Origin of the sequence: Sporosarcina sp. USHLN248, assembly GCF_037144575.1 — a bacterium.
GTDB classification, from domain to species: domain Bacteria; phylum Bacillota; class Bacilli; order Bacillales_A; family Planococcaceae; genus Sporosarcina; species Sporosarcina contaminans.
This window is the reverse complement of record NZ_JBBCZC010000002.1, coordinates 135,186-156,890: the sequence shown is the minus strand read 5'-3', so window position 1 is coordinate 156,890 and position 21,705 is coordinate 135,186. Positions and strand designations below refer to the sequence as shown.

22 protein-coding genes are annotated in these 21,705 nt (G+C 41.7%); 7 read left to right on the top strand and 15 right to left on the bottom strand.

The features are described from left to right. Nucleotides 1-140 precede the first annotated feature (140 nt). The 3 genes from perR to bcp form a co-directional block, all read right to left on the bottom strand. Complete coding sequence (gene perR / locus WFH04_RS01735) at nucleotides 141-584, bottom strand: peroxide-responsive transcriptional repressor PerR (RefSeq protein ID WP_336822322.1); 444 nt, start codon at nucleotides 582-584, stop codon at nucleotides 141-143. A 134-nt stretch (nucleotides 585-718) separates the two neighbouring features. Continuing rightward, a complete protein-coding gene (locus tag WFH04_RS01730; RefSeq protein WP_336822321.1) occupies nucleotides 719-1,663 on the bottom strand; it encodes a D-2-hydroxyacid dehydrogenase in 945 nt (314 codons plus the stop codon). Between the two features lie 16 nt (nucleotides 1,664-1,679). Then, nucleotides 1,680-2,156, bottom strand: a complete 477-nt coding sequence (gene bcp / locus WFH04_RS01725) for a thioredoxin-dependent thiol peroxidase (protein WP_336822320.1) — start codon at nucleotides 2,154-2,156, stop codon at nucleotides 1,680-1,682. Between the two features lie 127 nt (nucleotides 2,157-2,283). Between bcp and WFH04_RS01720 the strand changes: the two genes are divergently transcribed. Beyond that, nucleotides 2,284-3,582: a glutamate-1-semialdehyde 2,1-aminomutase gene (locus WFH04_RS01720; RefSeq protein ID WP_336822319.1), complete on the top strand. Its 1,299-nt coding sequence runs from the start codon at nucleotides 2,284-2,286 to the stop codon at nucleotides 3,580-3,582. Nucleotides 3,583-3,651: 69 nt separating this feature from the next. Further along, complete coding sequence (locus WFH04_RS01715; RefSeq protein ID WP_336822318.1) at nucleotides 3,652-4,734, top strand: FUSC family protein; 1,083 nt, start codon at nucleotides 3,652-3,654, stop codon at nucleotides 4,732-4,734. 45 nt (nucleotides 4,735-4,779) lie between these two features. Here the strand turns inward: WFH04_RS01715 and nikC are convergent, their stop codons facing one another. From nikC to mutY, 9 genes are all read right to left on the bottom strand, one after another. Further along, nucleotides 4,780-5,676 carry a nickel transporter permease gene (gene nikC / locus WFH04_RS01710; protein WP_336822317.1) on the bottom strand — a complete coding sequence of 299 codons (897 nt, stop codon included), beginning with the start codon at nucleotides 5,674-5,676 and terminating at the stop codon, nucleotides 4,780-4,782. A 17-nt stretch (nucleotides 5,677-5,693) separates the two neighbouring features. Beyond that, nucleotides 5,694-6,698: an ABC transporter permease gene (locus WFH04_RS01705; RefSeq protein ID WP_336822316.1), complete on the bottom strand. Its 1,005-nt coding sequence runs from the start codon at nucleotides 6,696-6,698 to the stop codon at nucleotides 5,694-5,696. A 122-nt stretch (nucleotides 6,699-6,820) separates the two neighbouring features. Then, complete coding sequence (locus WFH04_RS01700; protein ID WP_336822315.1) at nucleotides 6,821-8,407, bottom strand: ABC transporter substrate-binding protein; 1,587 nt, start codon at nucleotides 8,405-8,407, stop codon at nucleotides 6,821-6,823. Then, nucleotides 8,404-9,417: an ABC transporter ATP-binding protein gene (locus tag WFH04_RS01695; protein WP_336822314.1), complete on the bottom strand. Its 1,014-nt coding sequence runs from the start codon at nucleotides 9,415-9,417 to the stop codon at nucleotides 8,404-8,406. The genes WFH04_RS01700 and WFH04_RS01695 overlap by 4 nt, the downstream gene beginning before the upstream one ends. Then, nucleotides 9,389-10,408 (bottom strand): ABC transporter ATP-binding protein, encoded by a 1,020-nt coding sequence (locus tag WFH04_RS01690; protein WP_336822313.1) that lies wholly within the window; start codon nucleotides 10,406-10,408, stop codon nucleotides 9,389-9,391. The genes WFH04_RS01695 and WFH04_RS01690 overlap by 29 nt, the downstream gene beginning before the upstream one ends. A 121-nt stretch (nucleotides 10,409-10,529) precedes the next feature. Next, nucleotides 10,530-12,248, bottom strand: a complete 1,719-nt coding sequence (locus WFH04_RS01685; protein ID WP_336822329.1) for an ABC transporter ATP-binding protein — start codon at nucleotides 12,246-12,248, stop codon at nucleotides 10,530-10,532. 101 nt (nucleotides 12,249-12,349) lie between these two features. Next, a complete protein-coding gene (gene ntdP / locus WFH04_RS01680; protein ID WP_336822312.1) occupies nucleotides 12,350-12,886 on the bottom strand; it encodes a nucleoside tri-diphosphate phosphatase in 537 nt (178 codons plus the stop codon). Nucleotides 12,887-13,049: 163 nt separating this feature from the next. Next, a complete protein-coding gene (locus WFH04_RS01675) occupies nucleotides 13,050-13,253 on the bottom strand; it encodes a gamma-type small acid-soluble spore protein (protein ID WP_336822311.1) in 204 nt (67 codons plus the stop codon). Between the two features lie 68 nt (nucleotides 13,254-13,321). Continuing rightward, nucleotides 13,322-14,371 (bottom strand): A/G-specific adenine glycosylase, encoded by a 1,050-nt coding sequence (mutY, locus tag WFH04_RS01670; protein ID WP_336822310.1) that lies wholly within the window; start codon nucleotides 14,369-14,371, stop codon nucleotides 13,322-13,324. A 117-nt stretch (nucleotides 14,372-14,488) separates the two neighbouring features. Here mutY and WFH04_RS01665 point away from each other — a divergent pair, with 117 nt between their 5' ends. Further along, nucleotides 14,489-15,472, top strand: a complete 984-nt coding sequence (locus WFH04_RS01665; RefSeq protein ID WP_336822309.1) for a metal-dependent hydrolase — start codon at nucleotides 14,489-14,491, stop codon at nucleotides 15,470-15,472. 232 nt (nucleotides 15,473-15,704) lie between these two features. On the opposite strand, the gene WFH04_RS01660 is transcribed toward WFH04_RS01665, so the two are convergent. Both WFH04_RS01660 and recX read right to left on the bottom strand, forming a co-directional pair. Beyond that, nucleotides 15,705-16,037, bottom strand: a complete 333-nt coding sequence (locus WFH04_RS01660) for a YfhH family protein (RefSeq protein ID WP_336822308.1) — start codon at nucleotides 16,035-16,037, stop codon at nucleotides 15,705-15,707. After that, nucleotides 16,027-16,839, bottom strand: coding sequence for a recombination regulator RecX (gene recX / locus WFH04_RS01655; RefSeq protein WP_336822307.1), 813 nt, complete (start codon nucleotides 16,837-16,839; stop codon nucleotides 16,027-16,029). The genes WFH04_RS01660 and recX overlap by 11 nt, the downstream gene beginning before the upstream one ends. Before the next feature lie 160 nt (nucleotides 16,840-16,999). On the opposite strand from recX, the gene WFH04_RS01650 reads away from it, so the two are divergent. Continuing rightward, nucleotides 17,000-17,803 carry a polysaccharide deacetylase family protein gene (locus WFH04_RS01650; protein ID WP_336822306.1) on the top strand — a complete coding sequence of 268 codons (804 nt, stop codon included), beginning with the start codon at nucleotides 17,000-17,002 and terminating at the stop codon, nucleotides 17,801-17,803. 196 nt (nucleotides 17,804-17,999) lie between these two features. Here the strand turns inward: WFH04_RS01650 and WFH04_RS01645 are convergent, their stop codons facing one another. Further along, nucleotides 18,000-19,163 carry an MFS transporter gene (locus WFH04_RS01645; RefSeq protein WP_336822328.1) on the bottom strand — a complete coding sequence of 388 codons (1,164 nt, stop codon included), beginning with the start codon at nucleotides 19,161-19,163 and terminating at the stop codon, nucleotides 18,000-18,002. A gap of 79 nt (nucleotides 19,164-19,242) precedes the next feature. Here WFH04_RS01645 and WFH04_RS01640 point away from each other — a divergent pair, with 79 nt between their 5' ends. The 3 genes from WFH04_RS01640 (at nucleotide 19,243) to WFH04_RS01630 (ending at nucleotide 21,683) form a co-directional block, all read left to right on the top strand. Then, a complete protein-coding gene (locus tag WFH04_RS01640) occupies nucleotides 19,243-19,629 on the top strand; it encodes an OsmC family protein (protein WP_336822305.1) in 387 nt (128 codons plus the stop codon). Nucleotides 19,630-19,956: 327 nt separating this feature from the next. Beyond that, nucleotides 19,957-20,124 (top strand): SE1561 family protein, encoded by a 168-nt coding sequence (locus WFH04_RS01635; RefSeq protein WP_381479914.1) that lies wholly within the window; start codon nucleotides 19,957-19,959, stop codon nucleotides 20,122-20,124. A 20-nt stretch (nucleotides 20,125-20,144) separates the two neighbouring features. Next, the gene (locus WFH04_RS01630; RefSeq protein ID WP_336822303.1) at nucleotides 20,145-21,683 is read left to right on the top strand and encodes a fumarate hydratase; all 1,539 of its coding nucleotides are present in this window, start codon (nucleotides 20,145-20,147) and stop codon (nucleotides 21,681-21,683) included. The last annotated feature ends 22 nt before the right edge of the window (nucleotides 21,684-21,705 follow it).

Genomic DNA, 21,705 nt, shown 5'->3' with positions numbered 1-21,705 from the left:
GGAAAGCGTCCGACCGCAGTGGAAATCAACTTTTCTAGTATTACTTCTATTTTAAAAGAAAAAAGACTGTAGGCAAACACCAAAAATTCCTGGTGTTTGTCTACAGTCTGAACGGGACCCTGTCATTTACAGGGGCCCGTTTATTTTGCCTTTGCAGATTGCGCCGTACATTCCGGACATATGCCGTATACTTCCAAACGATGGGAAGTAACTTCAAACCCAGTCACATGGGAAGCCAAATGCTCGACTTCTTCAAGCCCCGGATGATGAAAATCAACAATCTTGCCACATTCATTGCAAATGATATGGTAATGATCATGTGTCACAAAATCGAAACGGCTCGACGCATCGCCATAGGTAAGTTCCTTGACAAGCCCCGCATTCCGGAAGACACGAAGATTATTGTAAACAGTCGCTACACTCATATTTGGAAAGTCAGATTCAAGCGCCTTATATATTTCATCAGCAGTTGGATGCGTTTCGGAAGAAATAATGAATTCTAATATGGCATGTCTTTGTGGTGTTATTCGCACACCACTTTCCTTCAATGTGACCAGCGCGTCTTTCAATGCTACTTCAGACATCGCCAACACTCCAATCCGTAAAGATTATCTCTTTATAATGATTATAATCAGTTTACTAAGAAAGATGCTGATTTGTCAACATAAGTACTGTTTTCAAGCTTCTCAAATACTTTTCGCTACCATTCCACAAATACTTAATATCCTTTTTCAGCATCGATGCCATTCTTCATGTCTTTCTCACCCGCAATCCATTTCCTCAAGTTATAAGTAAAAATATCAAGAGATCTCTCTATATATTTTCCTGAATGACTCGAAATATGCGGTGAAACAGTTACATTAGGCAAATCCCAAAGTAAACTGCTTTCCGGGAGCGGTTCATTCTCAAAAACATCCAATACCGCATGTGCTATCAAATTTTCTTGCAATGCTGAAACAATTATTTCTTCACTAACAAGATCGCCTCTGCCGAAGTTCATGAAAACAGCTGTCTCTTTCATCGCTTTAAAATGTTCCTCTGTCCATAAACCTTTCGTTTCTTTCGTGCTCGGCAAAACTGAAATGACGTAATCAGCTTGAGGAAGCCGTTCCAATAGTGCATCAAACACAATCATTTCATCTATAAATTCGGCTTGTCTTCCCGAACGATTGCAACCGACCGTTTTCACTCCGAATGCTTGCAGTAACCTTCCGATTTCTGAACCGATTGCACCTGGTCCTAAGATCAATGCCGTAGAACCACGCAATTCCTTTAGTCGGATTCGTGTATTCCAATCTTTCCGTTCTTGCTGCTTATACAAAGCCAATAATCCTCGGCATAATGACAGTATATGGGCTAAGACCGATTCCGCCATCGGAGTTTTGTGTATACCGCTTACATTCGTCACAACAATGCCGCGATCAGCCATTTCCAAAAGCGGCATTTGATCCACCCCAGCGGATGCGACCATTACCCATTTCAATGATTTTGCACGTTCCAAGATAGCGTTATCAATATCTTCCCCATATGTGACGATTACTTCGTATTTTTCTATGTTCGTTTCTCGTATATCCTTTGTGAACGAAAACTGGATCGACGGAAAATCCGATCTCAATTGCGCTATCTGCTCGTCTTTTATTTTAAATGTGAATAAAATATCCATTTGTCCACCCGCTTCATCATGAGTTTGTCAATTGGCGCAACGTGTTCAACACTTCCTCTATATGACCGTTCACCTTTACTTTTCTCCACTCTTTAACAACCGTCCCCGTTGGGTCAATTAAAAATGTAGAACGCTCAATGCCCATATATTCTTTACCGAACATCTTTTTCATTTTCCATACGCCATAGCGCTCTGCCACTTCTTTATTTTCATCTATTAATAAGGAGAATGGCAGTCCTTTCTTTTCAATGAACTTCCTATGAGACTCTTCACTATCTGGACTGACGCCTAAAATAACTGCGTTCAAATCTGAGAAATCCTCATGTGAATCTCTAAAATCACATGCTTGTGTCGTACAGCCAGGCGTTAAATCTTTCGGGTAAAAATAAAGGACAACGTATTTTTTTCCTTCAAAATCCGTTAAAGAGACGATTTCCCCATTTTCATTTGGCAAAGAAAATTGCGGCGCTTTCATTCCTTGAAGTTGTTCCATGCTTAATTCCTCCCATGTTTTCTTTTTTCCATCGTACCGAAGAGGAGCCCTACTTTCAATTTCTTTGGCGTATTGCACATATTTTGTTTAAAATAGAGAATGTAACGATTTGATCGGAGGAATTTACATGAATAGAACAAAGTCAGAACAAATTTATGCAGAAGCATGCGAACATATAGTAGGCGGAGTAAACAGCCCTTCAAGAGGATATAAAGCTGTCGGCGGTGGTGCGCCTACAGTCATGGAACGTGCGGAAGGCGCATATTTTTGGGACGTGGATGGAAATAAATATATCGATTATTTAGGAGCATATGGCCCGATCATTACTGGTCATGCTCACCCACATATAACAGAAGCGATAACGAAAGCTGCACAAACTGGCGTTCTTTACGGAACACCGACACCCCATGAAGTGAAATTTGCAAAAATGATTAAAGAAGCGATCCCTTCATTAGATAAAGTGAGATTTGTCAACTCGGGGACAGAAGCAGTCATGACAACGATTCGGGTTGCTCGCGCTTATACTGGCCGTACAAAGATCATGAAATTCGCAGGTTGCTATCACGGCCATTCGGATCTTGTTTTAGTAGCTGCCGGCTCTGGCCCAGCAACATTAGGAACGCCGGATTCTGCAGGTGTTCCAGCTTCCATTGCAGAAGAAGTCATTACGATTCCATTCAACGACTTGGAAACGTACAAACAGGCAATGGAAAAATGGGGAGATGAGCTTGCTTGTATCTTAGTGGAACCGATTGTAGGGAACTTCGGAATTGTTGAACCGAAAGAAGGCTTTTTAGAATTGGTTCATCGTCTTGCGAAAGAAAAAGGTGCACTCATTATTTACGATGAAGTAATTACTGCGTTCCGTTTCCACTACGGAGCTGCTCAAACACTATTAGGAACTTCACCTGACCTAACTGCATTCGGCAAAATTATTGGTGGCGGCTTGCCGATCGGTGCATACGGCGGTAAAAAAGAGATTATGGAAACTGTCGCACCTTTAGGCCCCGCGTACCAAGCGGGAACAATGGCAGGCAATCCGGCGTCCATGTTATCTGGAATTGCCTGTTTGGAAGTATTGCAGCAACCGGGCATTTATGAAGAGATGGATCGTTTAGGCGCCATGTTAGAAGATGGCATTTCCCGTCTTGCAGAACAATATGGTATTACGATGACGATTAACCGTCTCGGTGGAGCGCTTACTTTATTTTTCACAGATGAAGTAGTGGAAAACTATGAGCAAGCCGAGAAAACCGACGGAGAGATTTTTGGTAAATTCTTTAAGCTAATGCTTGAAAACGGTATTAACCTTGCGCCATCCAAATACGAAGCTTGGTTCTTAACAATTGCCCATACTGAGGAAGATGTGAAACAAACATTGAAAGCAGTCGAAAATTCATTCAGCAAGCTGCAAGCTTTACTCTGAAATTGTAAACTTTATTGATCACGCAAGAAGTCCTTACAAATCATCATTTATTTAAGAAAGGATAATCCTATGAAACTTGGTGCCCGCATCTTTAAAACGGGTATTGCAATTGTATTCGCCCTGTTCATTGCACAGTTGCTGAACTTGCCAAATCCAGTATTTGCCGGTATTGCAGCGATTTTTGCGATTCAGCCTTCTATTTACCGGTCCTATTTAACGATCATTGAACAAATCCAAGGAAATTTGATCGGGGCCATAACGGCCATCCTATTTGTTTTATTGTTTGGACACCAATTGGTCGTTGTTGGGTTGGCTGCAATGATCATTATTTTAATCATGTTAAAATTAGGGCTTGAGAAGTCAATATCATTAGCCCTTGTCACAATGATTGCGATCATGGAAATAAAAGGAGACGCGTTTCTGTCCTTCGCATCTCTTCGCTTCGTAACGATCGTCATCGGTGTTGTTGCATCATTTGTCGTCAATTTACTTTTCATGCCGCCGAAATATGAAACAAAATTGTTCCAAGCGATTCATCAAACACAAGATGAGATCATTCGATGGATACGCTTAGCCGGCAGACAGGCTTCCGAACATGTCGCTACTAAAAAGTCGCTCGACAAGCTAAAAGAACGGCTAACACATATCGATCAGCTCTATCTTTTATTTAAGGAAGAGCGAAGTTATTTCAAAAAGAATACTTTGGCAAAAGCGAGAAAGTTAGTTGTCTACAGGCAATTGATTGCCACTTCCCAGAGCAGCTATGAAGTATTGAATCGACTTCATAAGTTTGAAAACGAACTAATCAATTTGCCAGAACATTTCAGAATGATGATCCAAGAACGTTTAGATGTCCTGTTGACGTATCATGAACAAATCCATTTGAAGTTCGTCGGTAAATTAAAGGCGGAAAAGATGGGCGATACGACAGCAGACGAATTCATCCAACGACAAGAAGTGATGGAGATTTTCGTCAAAGAAATCGCCTTAACGAAGGAAGAAGAGGAATTTTCTGCATACCATTTATTGCATGTTCTATCGGCAATTTTGAATTATGAAGAACAATTAGAGCATCTTGACCGCTTAATCATTTCTAACCAAAGAAGGCATGGCTATCAAGTGAGTGATGAGTTGCAGGACGAAATTTATTAATAAAACCTCGAAGCTAAAGAAATGCATAAGCTTCGAGGTTTCTTTTTAATTTTTCATTTTTGGATCTAATGCATCCCGCAGTCCATCCCCCATCAAGTTAAATCCTAAGACGGTCAACATAATAGCGAGACCCGGAAAAATCATCGTCCATGGAGCTGATTGAAGATAAGACTTCGAATCCGCCAACATTTTCCCCCACTCTGGGGCAGGGGCTTGCGCACCAAGACCTAAAAATCCTAATGCTGCCGCTTCAAGGATTGCAGTTGCAACAGCAAGTGTTCCCTGCACAATTACCGGAGCCATAGAGTTCGGCAATATATGCGAAAATAAAATCCGTGCATCTTTCATACCAATTGCTTTGGCAGCTGTAATATATTCATCCTCTTTTATGCTCAACACTTTTGAACGAATTAACCTTCCAAAGTTCGGCACGTTAATGATCGCAATTGCAATGAGCGCGTTCTCAAGTCCTGGCCCCAACACAGAAACTATTGCAATCGCTAACAATATTGAAGGAAAGGCCAACATAATATCAAAAATTCGTGAGATGATCATATCGACCCAGCGTCCGTAATAGCCAGCGATAATTCCTAATATACTTCCAACAATAACTGACGCGATGACGGAGAAAAATCCGACTGACAAGGAAATACGTGCCCCATAGATGATTCTCGAAAGAATATCCCTTCCAAAGTCATCCGTCCCTAACCAATATTGCGCTGAAGGAGGAAGCAAACGATCCGATTGCAACTGATCGTTAAGACCTTCTTTAGCAATTAGAGGTGCAAAGACTGCTAACAGGATGAAGAAAAGGACGATGATTGCACCGACGACGGCTACTTTATTCTTGCTGAAACTTCGCCACGCTTCCCGCCAAGGACCAGCTGTCTTTTCAATTTCTACTTCTGCGATTCCATCCACTTTTGGTGTAAACTCAGACATATCCGTCCCCTCCCCTCTCAGTCATATTTGATCCTCTTATCAATAAATCCATAAAGTAAATCGACGATGAGGTTAATCATGACGAATATAAATGCAACTACTAAAATACCTGATTGAATGACAGGGTAGTCTCTGAAATTGATCGCTTCGTATATATACCTTCCGATTCCCGGCCATGCAAAAATTGTTTCAGTTAATATTGCACCGCCTAACAACATGCCCATTTGCAAGCCGATTACTGTAAGGACAGGGATAACAGCATTTTTAAACGCATGCTTGTAAACAACCCAAAACATTTTTTGTCCTTTCGCACGAGCAGTGCGAATATAATCGGAGCGCATAACTTCTAACATGCTCGACCTCGTCATTCGTGCAATAATTGCCATCGGTATCGTAGCCAATGCGATCCCCGGCAACAAAAGATGCCTGATCACTTGCAAAAACTGATCGAACCTTCCTTGTATTAACGTATCGATTAAATACAGATGGGTGATTGCCTGAACGGGATCCCTCACCGGATCGCGGCCGTTTGTCGGTAGCCATTGAAACTCAATCGCAAATGCCCATTGCCCTAACAATCCTAACCAGAAAATCGGCATAGAAACACCGACTAACGCCAAAATCATTGCAATATAATCAAACCAGGAGTTTTGGAACCAAGCAGAAATAATACCAGCATTTATACCAATAACTACTGCAATAATAATTGCAAATAATGCAAGTTCAATCGTTGCGGCAAGATGTGGCCATATTTCATCTGCGACAGGCATTCTTGTGCGCATCGACTCTCCTAAATCTCCCTTAAAAATTCCTCCTAAATAGAGAAAGAATTGTATGTACCATGGTTTATCTAATCCTAATTTCGCATTCATTGCAGCTACCGCTTCTGCAGTCGCTTGCTGTCCTAATATAACTTGAGCTGGGTTTCCGGGAATCGCCCGAATCATCATAAATACAATAAAAGCCATTCCCAATAGTACAGGAACAAGCTGAAGCAATCTTCTTCCAATATAATTCAGCATTTTCTCACCTCGCCCAATCTGTACTAATAAAAAATACTAATTCCGAAAATCAATAAAAGGGGGGAATCAGAAGACCTCCCCCCTTCATATTATTGATAGGTGAAAAGTGAAACGATCAATCGTTATTCAAATTCTACCTTTGACAATAAATCCGATCCCGTTGGATGTGGTTTAAAGCCCGTCAGATTTTTTGTCGCCGCTAATAAAGGCGTAGAGTGTGCGATCGGAACCCATGGCGCTTCTTCATGGATGATTTCCTGCGCTTTTTTATACATTTCAATCCGTTTGTCTTCATCTACTTCCGATTGAGCCGCGATGAACAAATCATGCATTTCATCGTTTTTGAAGTACGTATAGTTGTTGCTGCCGATATTGTCTTCATCCAATAAGACGTACAAGAAGTTATCGGCATCTCCGTTGTCCCCAGTCCAACCTAACATGAAGGCATCCGCTTCACCTTTGCTCGCCTTATCAAGGTAAGTAGCCCACTCATAGGAAACGATATTTGCTTTTACCCCGATATCGGCAAGGTTGCTTTGGATCACTTCTGCAACTTTTGCACCGTCTGGCATGTATGGACGTGGAACAGGCATTGCCCATAACTCCATCTCAAATCCATCCGGGAAGCCCGCTTCTGCAAGCAATTCTTTCGCTTTTTCAGGATTGTACTCATATCCTTCAATTTCATCGTTATACCCTGAGATTGATGAAGGCATCGGGTTTTTCGCGATGTCCGCACGCCCTTCGAAGAATGACTCGATAATCGCTTCTTTATCAATTGCATAGTTAATCGCTTGGCGGACTTCCTTTTTATCGAATGGCGGACGGGTTACAGTAAGCCCTAAGTAACCAACGTTCATGGACGGGCGTTCGATCAATTGCAGTTTATCGTCTGCTTCAATCTTTTCACCATCCGCTGGGTTAATGCCATCAGCAAGGTCGATATCTCCCGCAATCAAAGCATTGAGACGCGCCGAGTTGTCTGGGATTGACTTAAAGATGACTTTATTCAATTTCGGCAATCCTTCTTGCCAATAATCATCGAATTTCTCAATTGTAATCGTATCGTTCGCTTTCCACTCTACAAATTTGAATGGACCTGTTCCGACAGGGTTCCGCTCAAATTGATCATCGCCCTTTTCAAATGCTGTCGGGCTTGCAATTGCAAACATGCTCATCGCAATATTTTTCAGGAAAGGAGCTTGCGGGCGCTTCAATTTAATAACGACCGTATAATCTCCATCTGCAGTCACCGATTCGATAACATGCCCTTCATCCCCTTTAAACCCTCCGAACATCGAGTTGTAGTAAGGGAACTTTTCAGCATCGCCATTCGCCCAGCGTTCGAAGTTTTTAACGACAGCTTCCGCATTGAAATCCGTACCATCGTGGAACTTGACGCCTTCACGCAATTTGAACGTGTACGTCAAACCGTCTTCCGTGTTCCATTCTTCCGCAAGCCCTGGCTGAACCGTCGTGTCTTCCTCTCCAAAATTCAATAACGTTTCAAATATGTTCACTGTTACTTTAAATGTTTCTCCTTCAGTAACCCTAGACGGGTCGAGTGAAGTGGAATCTCCCCCACGTCCAAAGACTAACGTATCGCTTTTGCCTTCCCCGCTACTGCCTTCACTGCCGCATGCGGCTAAAATCGCAGATAAGCTTAGAAGCAACATGAACGCAATCGTCCACATTCCCCTTTTTTTCATATTGACCCCTCCAATTGTTTTATATCATCGTCGACCTGCTCCGTATATAAATGACAGGCGACAGAATGACCTTTTGAATGATCGACTAGTTTCGGCACCACTTTCGTGCAAATATCCATTTTGAATGGACAGCGCGTATGGAAAGTGCAGCCTGTTGGAGGATTGGCTGGATTCGGTATATCCCCCTCGATCGGTATTTGCTCTTTTTGATAGTCTGGATCAGGTACAGGCACGGCAGAAAGCAGCGCCTGTGTATATGGGTGCAAAGGTTTGTCATACAATTGCTCGCTATCCGCAATTTCAACCATCTTGCCCAAATACATGACGCCCACCCGATCACTAATATGACGCACTACCCCTAAATCATGGGCGATGAAAATGTACGTCAAATTGAACTCCTTCTGCAAATCTTGCATCAGATTCAATACTTGTGCTTGAATCGAAACATCTAACGCGGAAACCGGCTCATCCGCAATGATCAATTTCGGATTTGTCATCAACGCTCTGGCAATGCCGATGCGCTGTCTTTGCCCTCCACTGAATTGATGTGGATACCGTTTCGCGTGGAACTCGCTCAAGCCAACAATCTCTAAAAACTCGCGCACTTTTCTTTTTCGTTCCTTTTGGTCTTTCACGCCATGGACGATGAGCGGTTCTTCCAATATCTTTCCGATTGTATGGCGCGGATTCAAGGACGCATAAGGGTCTTGGAAAACCATTTGAATATCCCGTCTCGTTTTCCTCATTTCTTCAGAGGACAAGGATGTTAAACTTTTACCATCGAATTCCACTTCCCCTTCGGTAGGTTCAAGCAGCCTCATCAGAACTCTGCCAGTCGTAGATTTACCGCATCCACTTTCCCCTACGATGCCAAGCGTTTCCCCTTCATTTACGTAAAATGAAACATCATCGACCGCCTTGACATAGCCAACCGTTTTCCCGAATAAACCTTTTTTAACAGGAAAATGCTTTTTTAAATTTTCAACTTTCAACAACGGCTTTGTGCTCATCTTCTTTCACCCTTTCTTCATCGTATAAGAAACATCGGGTCTGATGAACATCTGCAGTTTGATACAGTTCAGGATCCTCTTTCTTACATCGGTCGAAAGCAAATTCACAACGCGCCGCAAACCTGCAACCGCTTCTGATCGAACCCGGTTTCGGAACATTGCCCGGTATGGAGTAAAGACGATCTTTCTTTTCTCTCATATCAGGCACCGATTGGATGAGCCCCTTAGTATATGGATGCTGGGGATTATCAAAGATTTCCTTCGTAGGAGCTTCTTCAATTACCTGTCCTGCATACATAACAATGACTCGCTTGCATGTCTCTGCGACGACTCCTAAGTCATGCGTAATCATCAATATCGCTGTTCCAAATCGATCATTCAATTCCTTCATTAATTTTAGAATTTGGGCTTGAATCGTCACATCGAGCGCTGTAGTCGGTTCGTCGGCAATCAAAATTTTTGGATTGCACACTAACGCCATTGCGATCATGACACGTTGCCTCATCCCACCAGACAATTGATGGGGATACTCTTTCAATAATTCATCAGCACGAGGCAAACCAACCAATTTCAACATTTCGACAGCCCGATCAGCTGCTTGCTTCTTCGACCATCCTTTTTCATGGAGCAAGATGGCCTCGATCATTTGATTGCCAATTGTAAAAAGTGGGTTTAAGGACGTCATCGGCTCTTGGAAAATCATCGCAATATCATTTCCTCTTATTTGCCGCATCTGCTTTTCAGATAGATGAACAAGGTTTTTCTCATCATATAAAATTTCCCCGCCGACAATTTTTCCGGGAGGGTTCGGTACAAGCCCCATTATGGAAAGCGATGTCACACTCTTTCCACATCCCGACTCCCCTACAATGCCCAATATTTCTCCTTCTTCAAGATGGAAGTCTACATGGTCTACTGCAGGCACCTCTCCATCATCCGTAAAAAAGGTAGTCTGCAAATCTTTTACTTCAAGAACACGTTTTCCTATCATCAGATCACCTTTTTTATTATTTTCTGAAACAGTAGATAATACCTATTATACTTTCAATTCTTTAAAACGCAATAATAAAAAAACTATCGGAAGCATTTCCGATAGTTTGGTAATTATTCTATTAAAATCCTTGAACTTGGAAAAGGTTATAATATACACCTTTCTTCTCCATTAACTGTTCATGGGTTCCCGTTTCCTGCAATTCACCGTGCTCAATAACAAATATTTTATCGGCATGAGTAATCGTCGATAAACGATGGGCGACAATGATCGTTGTCCGATCATGAGCCAACCGTTCTAAAGATTCTTGAATCAACGCTTCGCTTTCCAAATCCAACGCCGATGTCGCTTCATCCAAAATAAGCAGCGGTGGATTCTTCAAGAATACACGAGCTATGGCAATTCGTTGCTTTTGCCCTCCTGATAATTTTACGCCTCGCTCTCCAACAGTCGTTTCATAACCGTCGGGCAATGATTGTATAAAATCATGTGCATTCGCTGCTTTAGCTGCAGCGATCATCTCATCTTCAGTCGCATCAGGATTCCCCATTAAAATATTGCTTTTTACCGAATCGCTGAAAAGAATATTATCCTGCAAGACGATGCCGATTTGTTCGCGCAACGTTTTCACTTGGACATCGCGCAAATCATGGCCATCTATTCGTATCGCTCCATCCGTAACATCATAAAATCTTGGGATCAGGCTAACGATCGTTGATTTCCCGCCGCCGCTCATACCAACAAGCGCAACGGTTTCTCCAGGATTCACTGTAAAATCGATCGCCTTTAATACTTTTTGATCGTCCTCATCATAGGAGAAACTCACATTGTCAAACTCAATTTCCCCTTCAATCCTTGGCATCGAAGAAGCGCTTGGTCGATCCGTAATATCATAAGGCTCCTCCATAAGATCAAAAACCCTGTCCATCGATGCAAAAGATTGTGTCAATGAAGTAGAAGCATTCACCAACCGTCGGAGTGGATTATAGAGGCGGTCAATATACGCGATAAAAGCGACCATTGTTCCGACCGATAAATGTCCATGGATAACCTGATAACCCGCATAGCCTATAACAAGCAATGGAGCAATGTCTGTAATTGTATTGACGACCGCAAACGCCTTCGCATTCCACTTCGTATGATCCAGCGCCTTCTCTAAAAAATTTCCATTCGTCTCCTTAAAGCGCTTTTCCTCTTTCTCTTCCAATGCGAAGCTTTTAATGACGCTAATACCCGAGACACGCTCATGCAAATAGCTTTGCACATCTGCTAAAGCTTGAGAACGTTTACGGGTCAATTCCCGAAGCTTTCCAAAGAAATGTTTCACGCTATATGCATAAAACGGAAAGGCCAGCAATGTGACGATCGTCAAAGGAACGTCCATCGTTAACATAATAATGACAGCAATAATAATCGTTGTTAGGTCAAGCCATACATTCATCAAGCCGATCATGACGAAGTTCTTCGTCTGTTCAACATCATTGATGACACGTGATATGACTTCTCCGGCACGTGTATTGGAATAATACTTTAAGCTAAGCCGTTGTAAATGAGCATATAAATTTTCGCGTATATCATATAAAATTTTATTGCTCACATATTGCGCAAAATATTGCCGATAATATTCGACTGGTGGCCGGATGATGAAAAACAGCAGCACGGTGCCCCCAAGCCAAATGAATAACTGATTCGTCTTTTCCTGTGCAGAGAGATCGGAGCCGATAATATTATCGATCACAATTTTAATCAAATACGGAATAAAAAGCGGAATAGCGAACTTAATTACTCCGATTAACACCGTCAAAATAATTAGCCAATTATACGGTTTCACAAACTTCATATAACGCTTTATACTGTCACCCAATAGTTGTTGTCCTCCTATCAATCCATAAAATTGAAAAAGCCAACTGCGATGGTCACAGGCGGCTATTCGGAAACTGCTTATTTCATTTGCTTATAAAACTTGTAGCGATTTGTCCAAACTTCGATAAAATCAGGAGCAAATGGCCCTCTTCGCTGTTTAATCCAAGTGAGCAATTTTTCAAGATTCCGTTTTAAGATTTGATCAATTACGTCTGGATAATTCATTTTACGTTTATGATCTGCATATTCATCTTCATCTAAAATCATATAGCTCATATCTGGAAAGACCTTTACATCTAAATCATAATCGATATATTTTAACGCTTGATTGTCGAAAACGAATGGCGAGCTCATATTCACGTAATAGTAGACCCCGTCTTCACGAAGCATACATATGATGTTGAACCAATGTTCGGCATGAAAATAACAAATGGATGGCTCCCTTGTAAGCCATGTGCGACCATCCGCCTCTGTTACAAGAGTTCGTTCATTCGCACCGATTACTATATTCCTAGTACCTTTTAAAACTGTTGTTTCCTGCCATACGCGATGGATATGGCCGTCATGTTTGTAGCTATGTACTTGTATCGTTTCCCCTTCTCTTGGTATTGTCACGGAAAAAAACCACCTTTAAATTCGAAACCTTAATATTCGTACATTATACCAATTGGACATATAAAATTGAAACGATTACCCTTAAAATGTAAAGATGGTTTTAGAACATTCATTTCATAAGGAAAACCGGCAGCTTAAGCTGCCGGTAGGTGATGAAGATCCATTACTTTGTTTGATTTCCGAAACCGCCAGCTCCAGAATTGTTTTGTTTGTTCATTTCTGATTGCTGGTTTTGTTTGCGAACTTCGTTCACATCAGTTTCAGATCCAAACTCTTCACCCCTGTTTTGCTTTTTCACTTGGTTTGGGTCTGTGAACGAAGCTTGCGGGGCTTTGTTGTTGTAGTTGTTGCGATTTTTGTTTGTCATGGATTTTCACCTCCGTGAACAATATGGTGTGCAAAAAAGAAGGTATTATCCATTGGGAATTTTCGACATTACCTACTTTTCAATTCAGTCCAAATTTTTAATACAGGCACTGGCATTGGCAATGCTTCTACTTCCTCTTCTGAAAAGAATTGAAATTGCTTTAAAGGTAACTCGTTAATAATTCCGTGAAAACTTTGTATTTCCCACGTCAAATGTGAAAAGATATGTTTAAAACGGATTTCAGGGCTAAGATGCTTTATTTTCACGCCGAATTTTTCGTATAGTGCTTGTTCTGCTGAAATGTTCTTTTCCATTTCAATCATCGGGAATTCCCACATATTTGCCAGCAACCCAGTCTCGGGACGTTTCATAAGCAGCCATTCCCCTTTTTCATTTTGCAAAGCAAAAGAAAAAACTGGAACAATTTTTTTCTTCACTTTTTTTAATTTCACAGGCAATTCTTCTTGCTTGCCTTCATGAAATGCACCGCAAAATTGTTGGACTGGGCAAAGCAAACATTTCGGTTTCGGTGTACAAATTAACGCGCCCAATTCCATCATACCTTGATTAAATGATGACGGATCTTCCTTGTCGATCAATTCCATTACGACTTCTTCGAATATCTTCCGGTTTTTCGGCTGTGCAATATCATCTTCTATTAATAAAATTCTCGATAAGACACGCATGACATTTCCATCAACAGCATGTTCAGGAATATTATATGCGATGCTCAGAACAGCACCTGCGGTATATGGACCGACACCTTTCAGTTTTGAGATCTCACCTCTCGTCGAGGGCACAATGCCTCCGTAATTTGCTGCCACCTCTTTGACCCCACTTTGCAAATTGCGAACTCTCGAATAATAGCCTAAACCTTCCCATACTTTTAGCAGTTCTTCTTCATTTGCTGTAGCTAAGTCGAACACTGTCGGATATTTGTCAATAAAACGCTCAAAATAAGAAATGACAGTTTCTACACGTGTTTGTTGCAGCATCACCTCAGAGACCCAAATATGATACGGATCGGAAGTGCGGCGCCACGGCAAATCTCTCTTTTCCCGTAAATACCATGATATCAATACTTTCCTAAATTCTTCTTTCTGTTTAAATAATCGCATGAAAGCCTCCAAAAATTGCATTTGCTTTTCGTTCTCGGCAAAAAGGGTATATACTTATTGCATACAATAGTTTTAGCACCTTACGTCATGAGTACACCACATTAGAGGAGTGATCTATTGGATACAGGAACACATATTGTTATGGGAACCGCACTTTGCGGCCTATCACTTGCAGATCCTGTCGTTTCCTCAGATTCGGTCACAATGACTGCCGTATTTATCGGTTTAGTATCAGGATCTTTAATTCCCGATATTGATACAGTCTTAAAGTTACGAAATAACGCTGTCTATATAAGCAATCATCGGGGAATTACACATTCGATCCCCGCCATTTTACTTTGGCCTTTGGCTATTGCTGTGTTGTTGTCATTTATTTTTCCAAGCGCAGCATTTTTCCACGTTTGGGCATGGACATTCCTTGCGGTTTTTCTCCATGTTTTTGTTGATATTTTCAACTCCTATGGCACTCAAGCACTTCGGCCCTTCTCGAACCATTGGGTCGCCTTAGGGGTCATTAATACGTTTGACCCGATCATCTTTTCACTGCATATCGTTGCCATTGCATTTTGGCTATTCGGAGCAGACCCGATTCTTACATTTTTGATTTTATATGGGGTCCTTTTTGTTTATTACTTGTTGCGCTTCGCGGTAAAGGCAGCGGTGAAAAATGCCGTCCGCCACACAGTGCCAAATGCGGAAAGCATCTTCATTGCACCAACGATGCATTTCTTTCAATGGCGAGTCGCCGCTTCAGATGCATCATGCCATTACGTTGGACGTGCCTATGGACGCTCAGTGACGATTTACGATCGATTCGACAGAGAGCCTATGCCGGAATCGCCATATATTGATGCGGCGATGGAAGATCCAAACATCCAAGCGTTTGTATCTTTTTCGCCAATTTATCGTTGGTCTGTCTCGTATATTGACGACTTATATGAAGTGCGTCTCATAGACCTTCGCTATCGCAGCAAAGAATATTATCCTTTTGTGGCGGTCGCCCATATCGATCAAAATCTAAAAGTCGTTAATTCCTATACTGGATGGATTTTCTCAGAAGCTAAATTGCGAAAAAAATTGAAATTCATACCGAATTCATAAGTGAAGAGAGAGCTTGCTTATCAAGCTCTCAGCTTGTTGACAAACGCTGCGAATTGTACTAAGAAGGGTTCGATTTGCCATATTTCTGCGCCTTGTGGAAATTAAGACACTTTGGAAGTCGCGCACCTATACGACCTACCATGTGACAAGCGTCCTCAAGACAAGCTAGGCAAACTGACTACAAACCTTTAAAAGACTGTAGACAAAGTGAACAGATACTTTGTCTACAGTTTTATTTCCCTTCCTTTACAGGCTTTAGCATCGCAATCGGCAATGCCTCTTCTGAACGTTCTCCGCCCAGACGGTATCCCCATGCAAAACGGCCTTTCAAATAATCAACCTTGAAAAAGACGCCTTCATCACCATCAATTTTATAAATTTCACCTTTTTTAATTGTCGCTGGGTCAATCAAGTATGACTGGGCCATAACCGCCTTCCTTTGATAAACCGCATACTCGTTTATAATGCCTAACTGTTCAGCTTTTCGGGCTTTCTCCATTAGTCTTCCGATTTCCGATCGTAATTCATGTTCATTCATCTCACTATATTTCTTCTCATTCGTCATCTGTTTCGTTCTCCTTTTTTTCAATGAATTGTTCTATTCGAACAATCGGTATCCCCTTTTGATACATCGTTTGCTTAACACGGTTGTGGAGCTCATAGCCGCTATGCTTAGTTTGATAGCGCCGCCAAGCTTTTTCACCGACAGAGTCTGTAATTGCTTCCCACTCATCCTCATTTCTGTCGATGTCAATTGTTTCTAATACTTGTTGAATCAAGTCGAATGAAAAGCCTTTACGTGATAAAGCGTTTTGTATCTTTTGCTTCGTCTGGGAAGGTGTTGAATTTCGATTTGAAGCGGCTGACTTTTCAGCTAACTTCTTTGCATTTGCAAACTGCTCATCTTCAGAATAATTTTCAAGGACCTTTTCCTGTAGCTCCTTCTCCACGCCCTTTTTGCGAAGCTCTTGCCGTATCGCTTGTGGCCCTTTATAGCTCGTATTTTTATGTGTTTGCACCAATGCCTCTGTAAACGCTTCGTCATTTAAAAAACCCAATCTACGAAGCTTTGCGAGTGCTTCCAAAATCACCGCTTCCCCATACTCAAGCTCAGATAGCTTCTTTTTTACTTCGTGCTCGCTCCTCATTCGAAAAGACAAGTAATGGAGGGCGCGATTAAATGCTTTTTCAATTTGGTCTTCATATGTAATTTCGCCTAACGCCCATTCATCCATCGGCATTCCTTTCGTTAGGCCATATTTCACTAAAACGGATTCATGGACACTAAACGCATATTGTTCGTCAAGAAAAATATTATATCGCTCTTGATCTCGTTTTTGCCGGGTAATTTTCGTTATGACCGCCATTGTACTGCCTCCTTGCCTTTCTATATAGTATACATGTTCTCTATGAGCTGGTCAGCTTGTCGGCTTCTTTTTTTTCCAGTCGAAAAAAGAACGGTACTTGAAGCGTGTATATTTTTCCTATTGAAGGTCATCCTTTGTTTAAAAAGGGAGTTGTGCGACAATGGTTGAAGAACATGGCCCTGGTATATTAATGGCAGCTTTCATAATCGTAGTTGGAATTTTATTTAATCCATTCACGGCCAAAGCAGAAGAATTCCATTGGGGATTCAAGAAAGCGACAGACGGTGTACCGCCAAACGCAGGATCTGCTTTGGATGACTTACTAAACAAGTATGGGGCAATCTACAAAGGAAGCCCTAATGAAAAAGTTGTCTATTTAACCTTTGATAACGGATATGAAAATGGCTACACTGAGAGCATCTTAAATACATTGAAAAAAGAAGAAGCGCCGGCCACATTCTTTCTTACAGGCCATTACTTAAAAAGCGCTGCACCTTTAGTGAAACGTATGGTGGAAGATGGCCATATAATTGGCAACCATTCCTACGGCCATCCGAATATGGCGAACTTATCTGAAGAGAAAATGGAAGAAGAGTGGAAGAAGTTTGATGAGCTGCTCAAAGCAACTGCCGGCGTAGAAAGAACTACGTATGCCCGGCCTCCGGAAGGCATTTTCAATGAAAGGCTATTGGCAAAAGGAAATGAATTAGGCTACCGTCATATGTTTTGGTCTATCGCTTTCATCGATTGGCATGCAGACAAACCGAGGGGTAAAGCGTATGCATATAACGAGTTAATGGATCAGTTGCACCCAGGAGCGCTTATTCTTATGCATACTGTTTCCCCGGATAACGCAGAAGCACTTCCTGATTTCATTAGAGATGCAAAGAAATTAGGCTACGAATTCCGTTCTTTAGATGATTTAGTCCTTGAATACGAAAATGTTAGTCCGGTTTTAAGATGAATGAATTAAGCAGCCCCGGCAGTTTCATTTGCCGGGACTGATTTTGAAAGAACGGAAAAAAAGATTGGCGCATAATTTTTATGAAATACTCAACCCAACACATGACTCTCCATTGTCACTCATAAACAACTTAATGCGAAATAGGAATTTAACCGCCCATAACTGATCTTATGCCTGTTTCAAAACATCATTTCTTTTAAGGTATTTGAACAGCTTTCCTTCTCCCGCCTACTAAAGCGACAATGAACAGCACAGAGAAAATGACTGCAATAATTAATAAAAAGCTGACTCCTTCCATGTACTCCAAAAACAATCCACCCGCCAAAGGACCAGTCAAGCTGCCGATGCTGAAGAAAATGCCGCATAGAAGATTTCCGGTCGGCAATAACTCTTTTGGTGTCAAATCCGACATATAGGATATACCAAGAGAGAATACGGACCCTACAAATAACCCAGCGACAAACACGGTTGCTATAATAAGCGGCACTGCATTGCCTACGAAACCAGCCATGCCAAATCCTGCTGCTCCCCCCGCGAATGCTATAAGAATCACCGAACGCCTACCAATTTTGTCAGACAACATACCTAATGGCAGCTGCGAAACGATACCTCCAATAGAGAAAGTCGCTAAGATAAAGGAGACTGCTGTTAAATCGATGCCGCTTCGCAATGCATAAACAGGGTACATTGCATTTAAAGAAGACTCCAAAAAGCCGTATCCGAACGGACCTAAAAATGCGACCCAAGAAATGGCAATCGTCACTTTGGCACGCTTCATGAAATTGCCATCGGTTTTCGTACTTTGCGGAAGATCCGGAAATTCATTTTTCAATAAAAAAACTAAGAGCCATGCAGACATGCATAGCAGACCCGAAATAATAAAAGGCAATCCCATAAATATTTTGATAAGTGGAGTAAATAATGGACCGACTGCAAACCCTAAACTAAAGGACAGGCCGTAAATGGCAATGTTGCGACCTAAACGATGTTGTGGCGAAGTGCTCGTAATCCATGTTTGTGTTGAAAAATGCAATGCATGGTCTCCTATGCCTATGAGCAATCGAAGGATAAACCAAAAAAGCACATGTTTCCATAAAGGGAAAAGCAATAATGAAGAAAATACTAAAATGCCTCCTGTAATAATAACCGGCTTATAACCATACTTCCGCAGGGGAGCTTCCATGAAAGGTGAAATCAGAAGCGTTCCTATGTATAATCCAGTCGCATTTAAGCCGTTCAACGCACTCGACACGCCATCTTTTTCGAAGATGGCTGAGATGAGCGGCAATAACATTCCCTGTGAAAACCCTGAAATCGAAACAATGATAACGAGTATCCAAAAACGCTTCCGTTCATTCATATTAACCTTGTTCACACAAACACCTCAGATTTTCTGCTAAAATTCAATATATATAGTAGCATAAGGAGGCGATTAACGAATGATTTTCGAAATGACTGAAAACGGTTTTGTAACGAGCACTTCGTTTGGCAAGTTGGAAGTATCCTCCGATGAAGCATATGGCTTCAGGCCATATCAACTACTCGTGTCTTCTATCGCTGTATGTAGCGGTGGCGTACTGAGGAAAATATTGGACAAAAAAAGGATGCCTGCAAAACATATTTCAATTGAAGTAAGAGAAGTGAAACGGAATCCTGAAATCGCAGATCGGGTTGAAAAGATTCATCTTCATTTTCTGATCGACGGCATCCAAGCAAAAGAGACGGTCATGGATAAAGTGATGGAGTTGACGAGCAATAACTGTTCAATGGTACAATCGGTAGCAGGTTCGATCGAAATCGTAAAAACATATGAATTACAAAATTAAAAAAGGCCCAGTCCATATCTGTCTTAAGAGAATGGCTGGGCCCTTTACGTATAAAATGAACTTTCACTTTCCATTTGCATATAAGTCGTAGGCGTCTTTCGGCGTTCGCCGTTAAACGTTCACGGATCCCCTCCTTCATTTCAGGATGTGATTCGTCACTACTCTACGGCCTCCTTTGCGAATAGGTTATTGTCATTATAGCATGATATTTATCAATTGCAAATATTTTGTTTCATGGAATATTCATTTAAATTGTAAAGGTATGGAAGACATTGAAATAATGCACTTTATACTATACGATTACAATGATGAAAAGAGGTGTGCGTCTTGGAGAAAAGACAACAAGTAGAAGATTTAAAAATTCGTTTGCATCAATTCCTTGAAAGATTGGAATCGATCGAACCAGAAACAGCAGATTTGCAAGAAATTGATCAGCTCATCGAATTGATCGATGAACTGGAAAATCAAATGAACAATTTAAAAGAAGAAAGATGATTCTTGTAGGGGGAAATAAAATGTACATAGAACAACTTGAGAAAAGCATGTACGATCTCATTTGCGAAACTTCCACAAACCTGCCGAAAGATGTCCGCCGCGCAGTTAAAGCGGCACGTGAGCAAGAGGACGCAGGCACTCGTGCAGCAATGAGCCTTGATACGATCGCAAAAAATATTAATATGGCAGATGATAAGCTGTCTCCTATTTGCCAAGATACAGGTTTGCCCACCTTCAAAATTAAAACGCCTGTCGGAGTAAATCAGCTTGAAATTAAAGCCGCAATTAAACGTGCAATTGCCCAAGCGACGAAAGACGGCAAGCTACGACCGAATTCAGTTGACTCCCTTACCGGGGAAAACAGTGGCGATAATTTAGGAATAGGATTGCCCGTTGTAAAATTTGATCAGTGGGAAGAAAACCATATCGAAGTTAAACTAATTCTAAAAGGCGGCGGTTGCGAAAATAAAAACATTCAATACAGCTTGCCTACAGAGCTTGAAGGGTTAGGACGCGCAGGCCGAGACTTAGATGGGATTCGCAAATGCATACTGCATGCAGTTTACCAAGCGCAAGGACAAGGTTGCTCTGCTGGGTTCATCGGGGTAGGTATAGGAGGCGACCGTTCTTCGGGATACGATCTTGCGAAAGAGCAATTGTTCCGGGAAGTTGATGACGTAAACCCGAATGCCGATCTCGCAAAATTAGAAAGCTACATTATGGAAAATGCAAACAAATTAGGGATTGGCACAATGGGGTTCGGCGGAGAAGCAACTCTATTAGGCTGTAAAATTGGAGTCATGCACCGTATCCCTGCAAGCTTCTATGTTTCCGTTGCATACAATTGCTGGGCTTACCGCCGGATGGCAATAGACATCGATTCAAATACAGGAGAAGTGATAAGATGGCATTATAATGATGGCGATAAATTATCCTTTGAACAGTCAGAAGAAAAGGGAACAGCTGTCCAAACTTCTCGTACAGTTGAATTGCAAGCCCCAATAACAGAGGAGCAAATTCGTGAATTAAAGGTCGGAGATGTCGTGAAAATTAGCGGTCGCATGTATACTGGCCGTGATGCGATCCATAAATATTTGACCGAAAACGATGCCCCTGTCGATCTTGATGGCCACATCATTTATCATTGTGGACCCGTCGTATTGAAAAATGAAGACGGCAGCTATGAAATTAAAGCTGCAGGACCGACAACATCCATTCGCGAAGAGCCTTATCAAGGCGATATTATGAAAAAGTTTGGCATTCGCGCTGTCATCGGAAAAGGCGGAATGGGACCGAAAACGCTTGAAGCATTACAAGAACATGGTGGCGTTTATTTAAACGCAATCGGTGGTGCAGCCCAATATTATGCAGATTGCATAAAAGCTGTTGAAGGTGTCGATTTGCTTCAATTCGGCATTCCCGAAGCTATGTGGCATTTACGGGTTGAAGATTTCACCGCAGTCGTAACAATGGACTCGCACGGCAATAGCCTTCATGCAGATGTTGATAAATCCTCTCTGGAAAAACTGTCTCAATTCAAAGAAAAAGTATTTAACTAAGTTCATAGCTTATCAAGAAAAC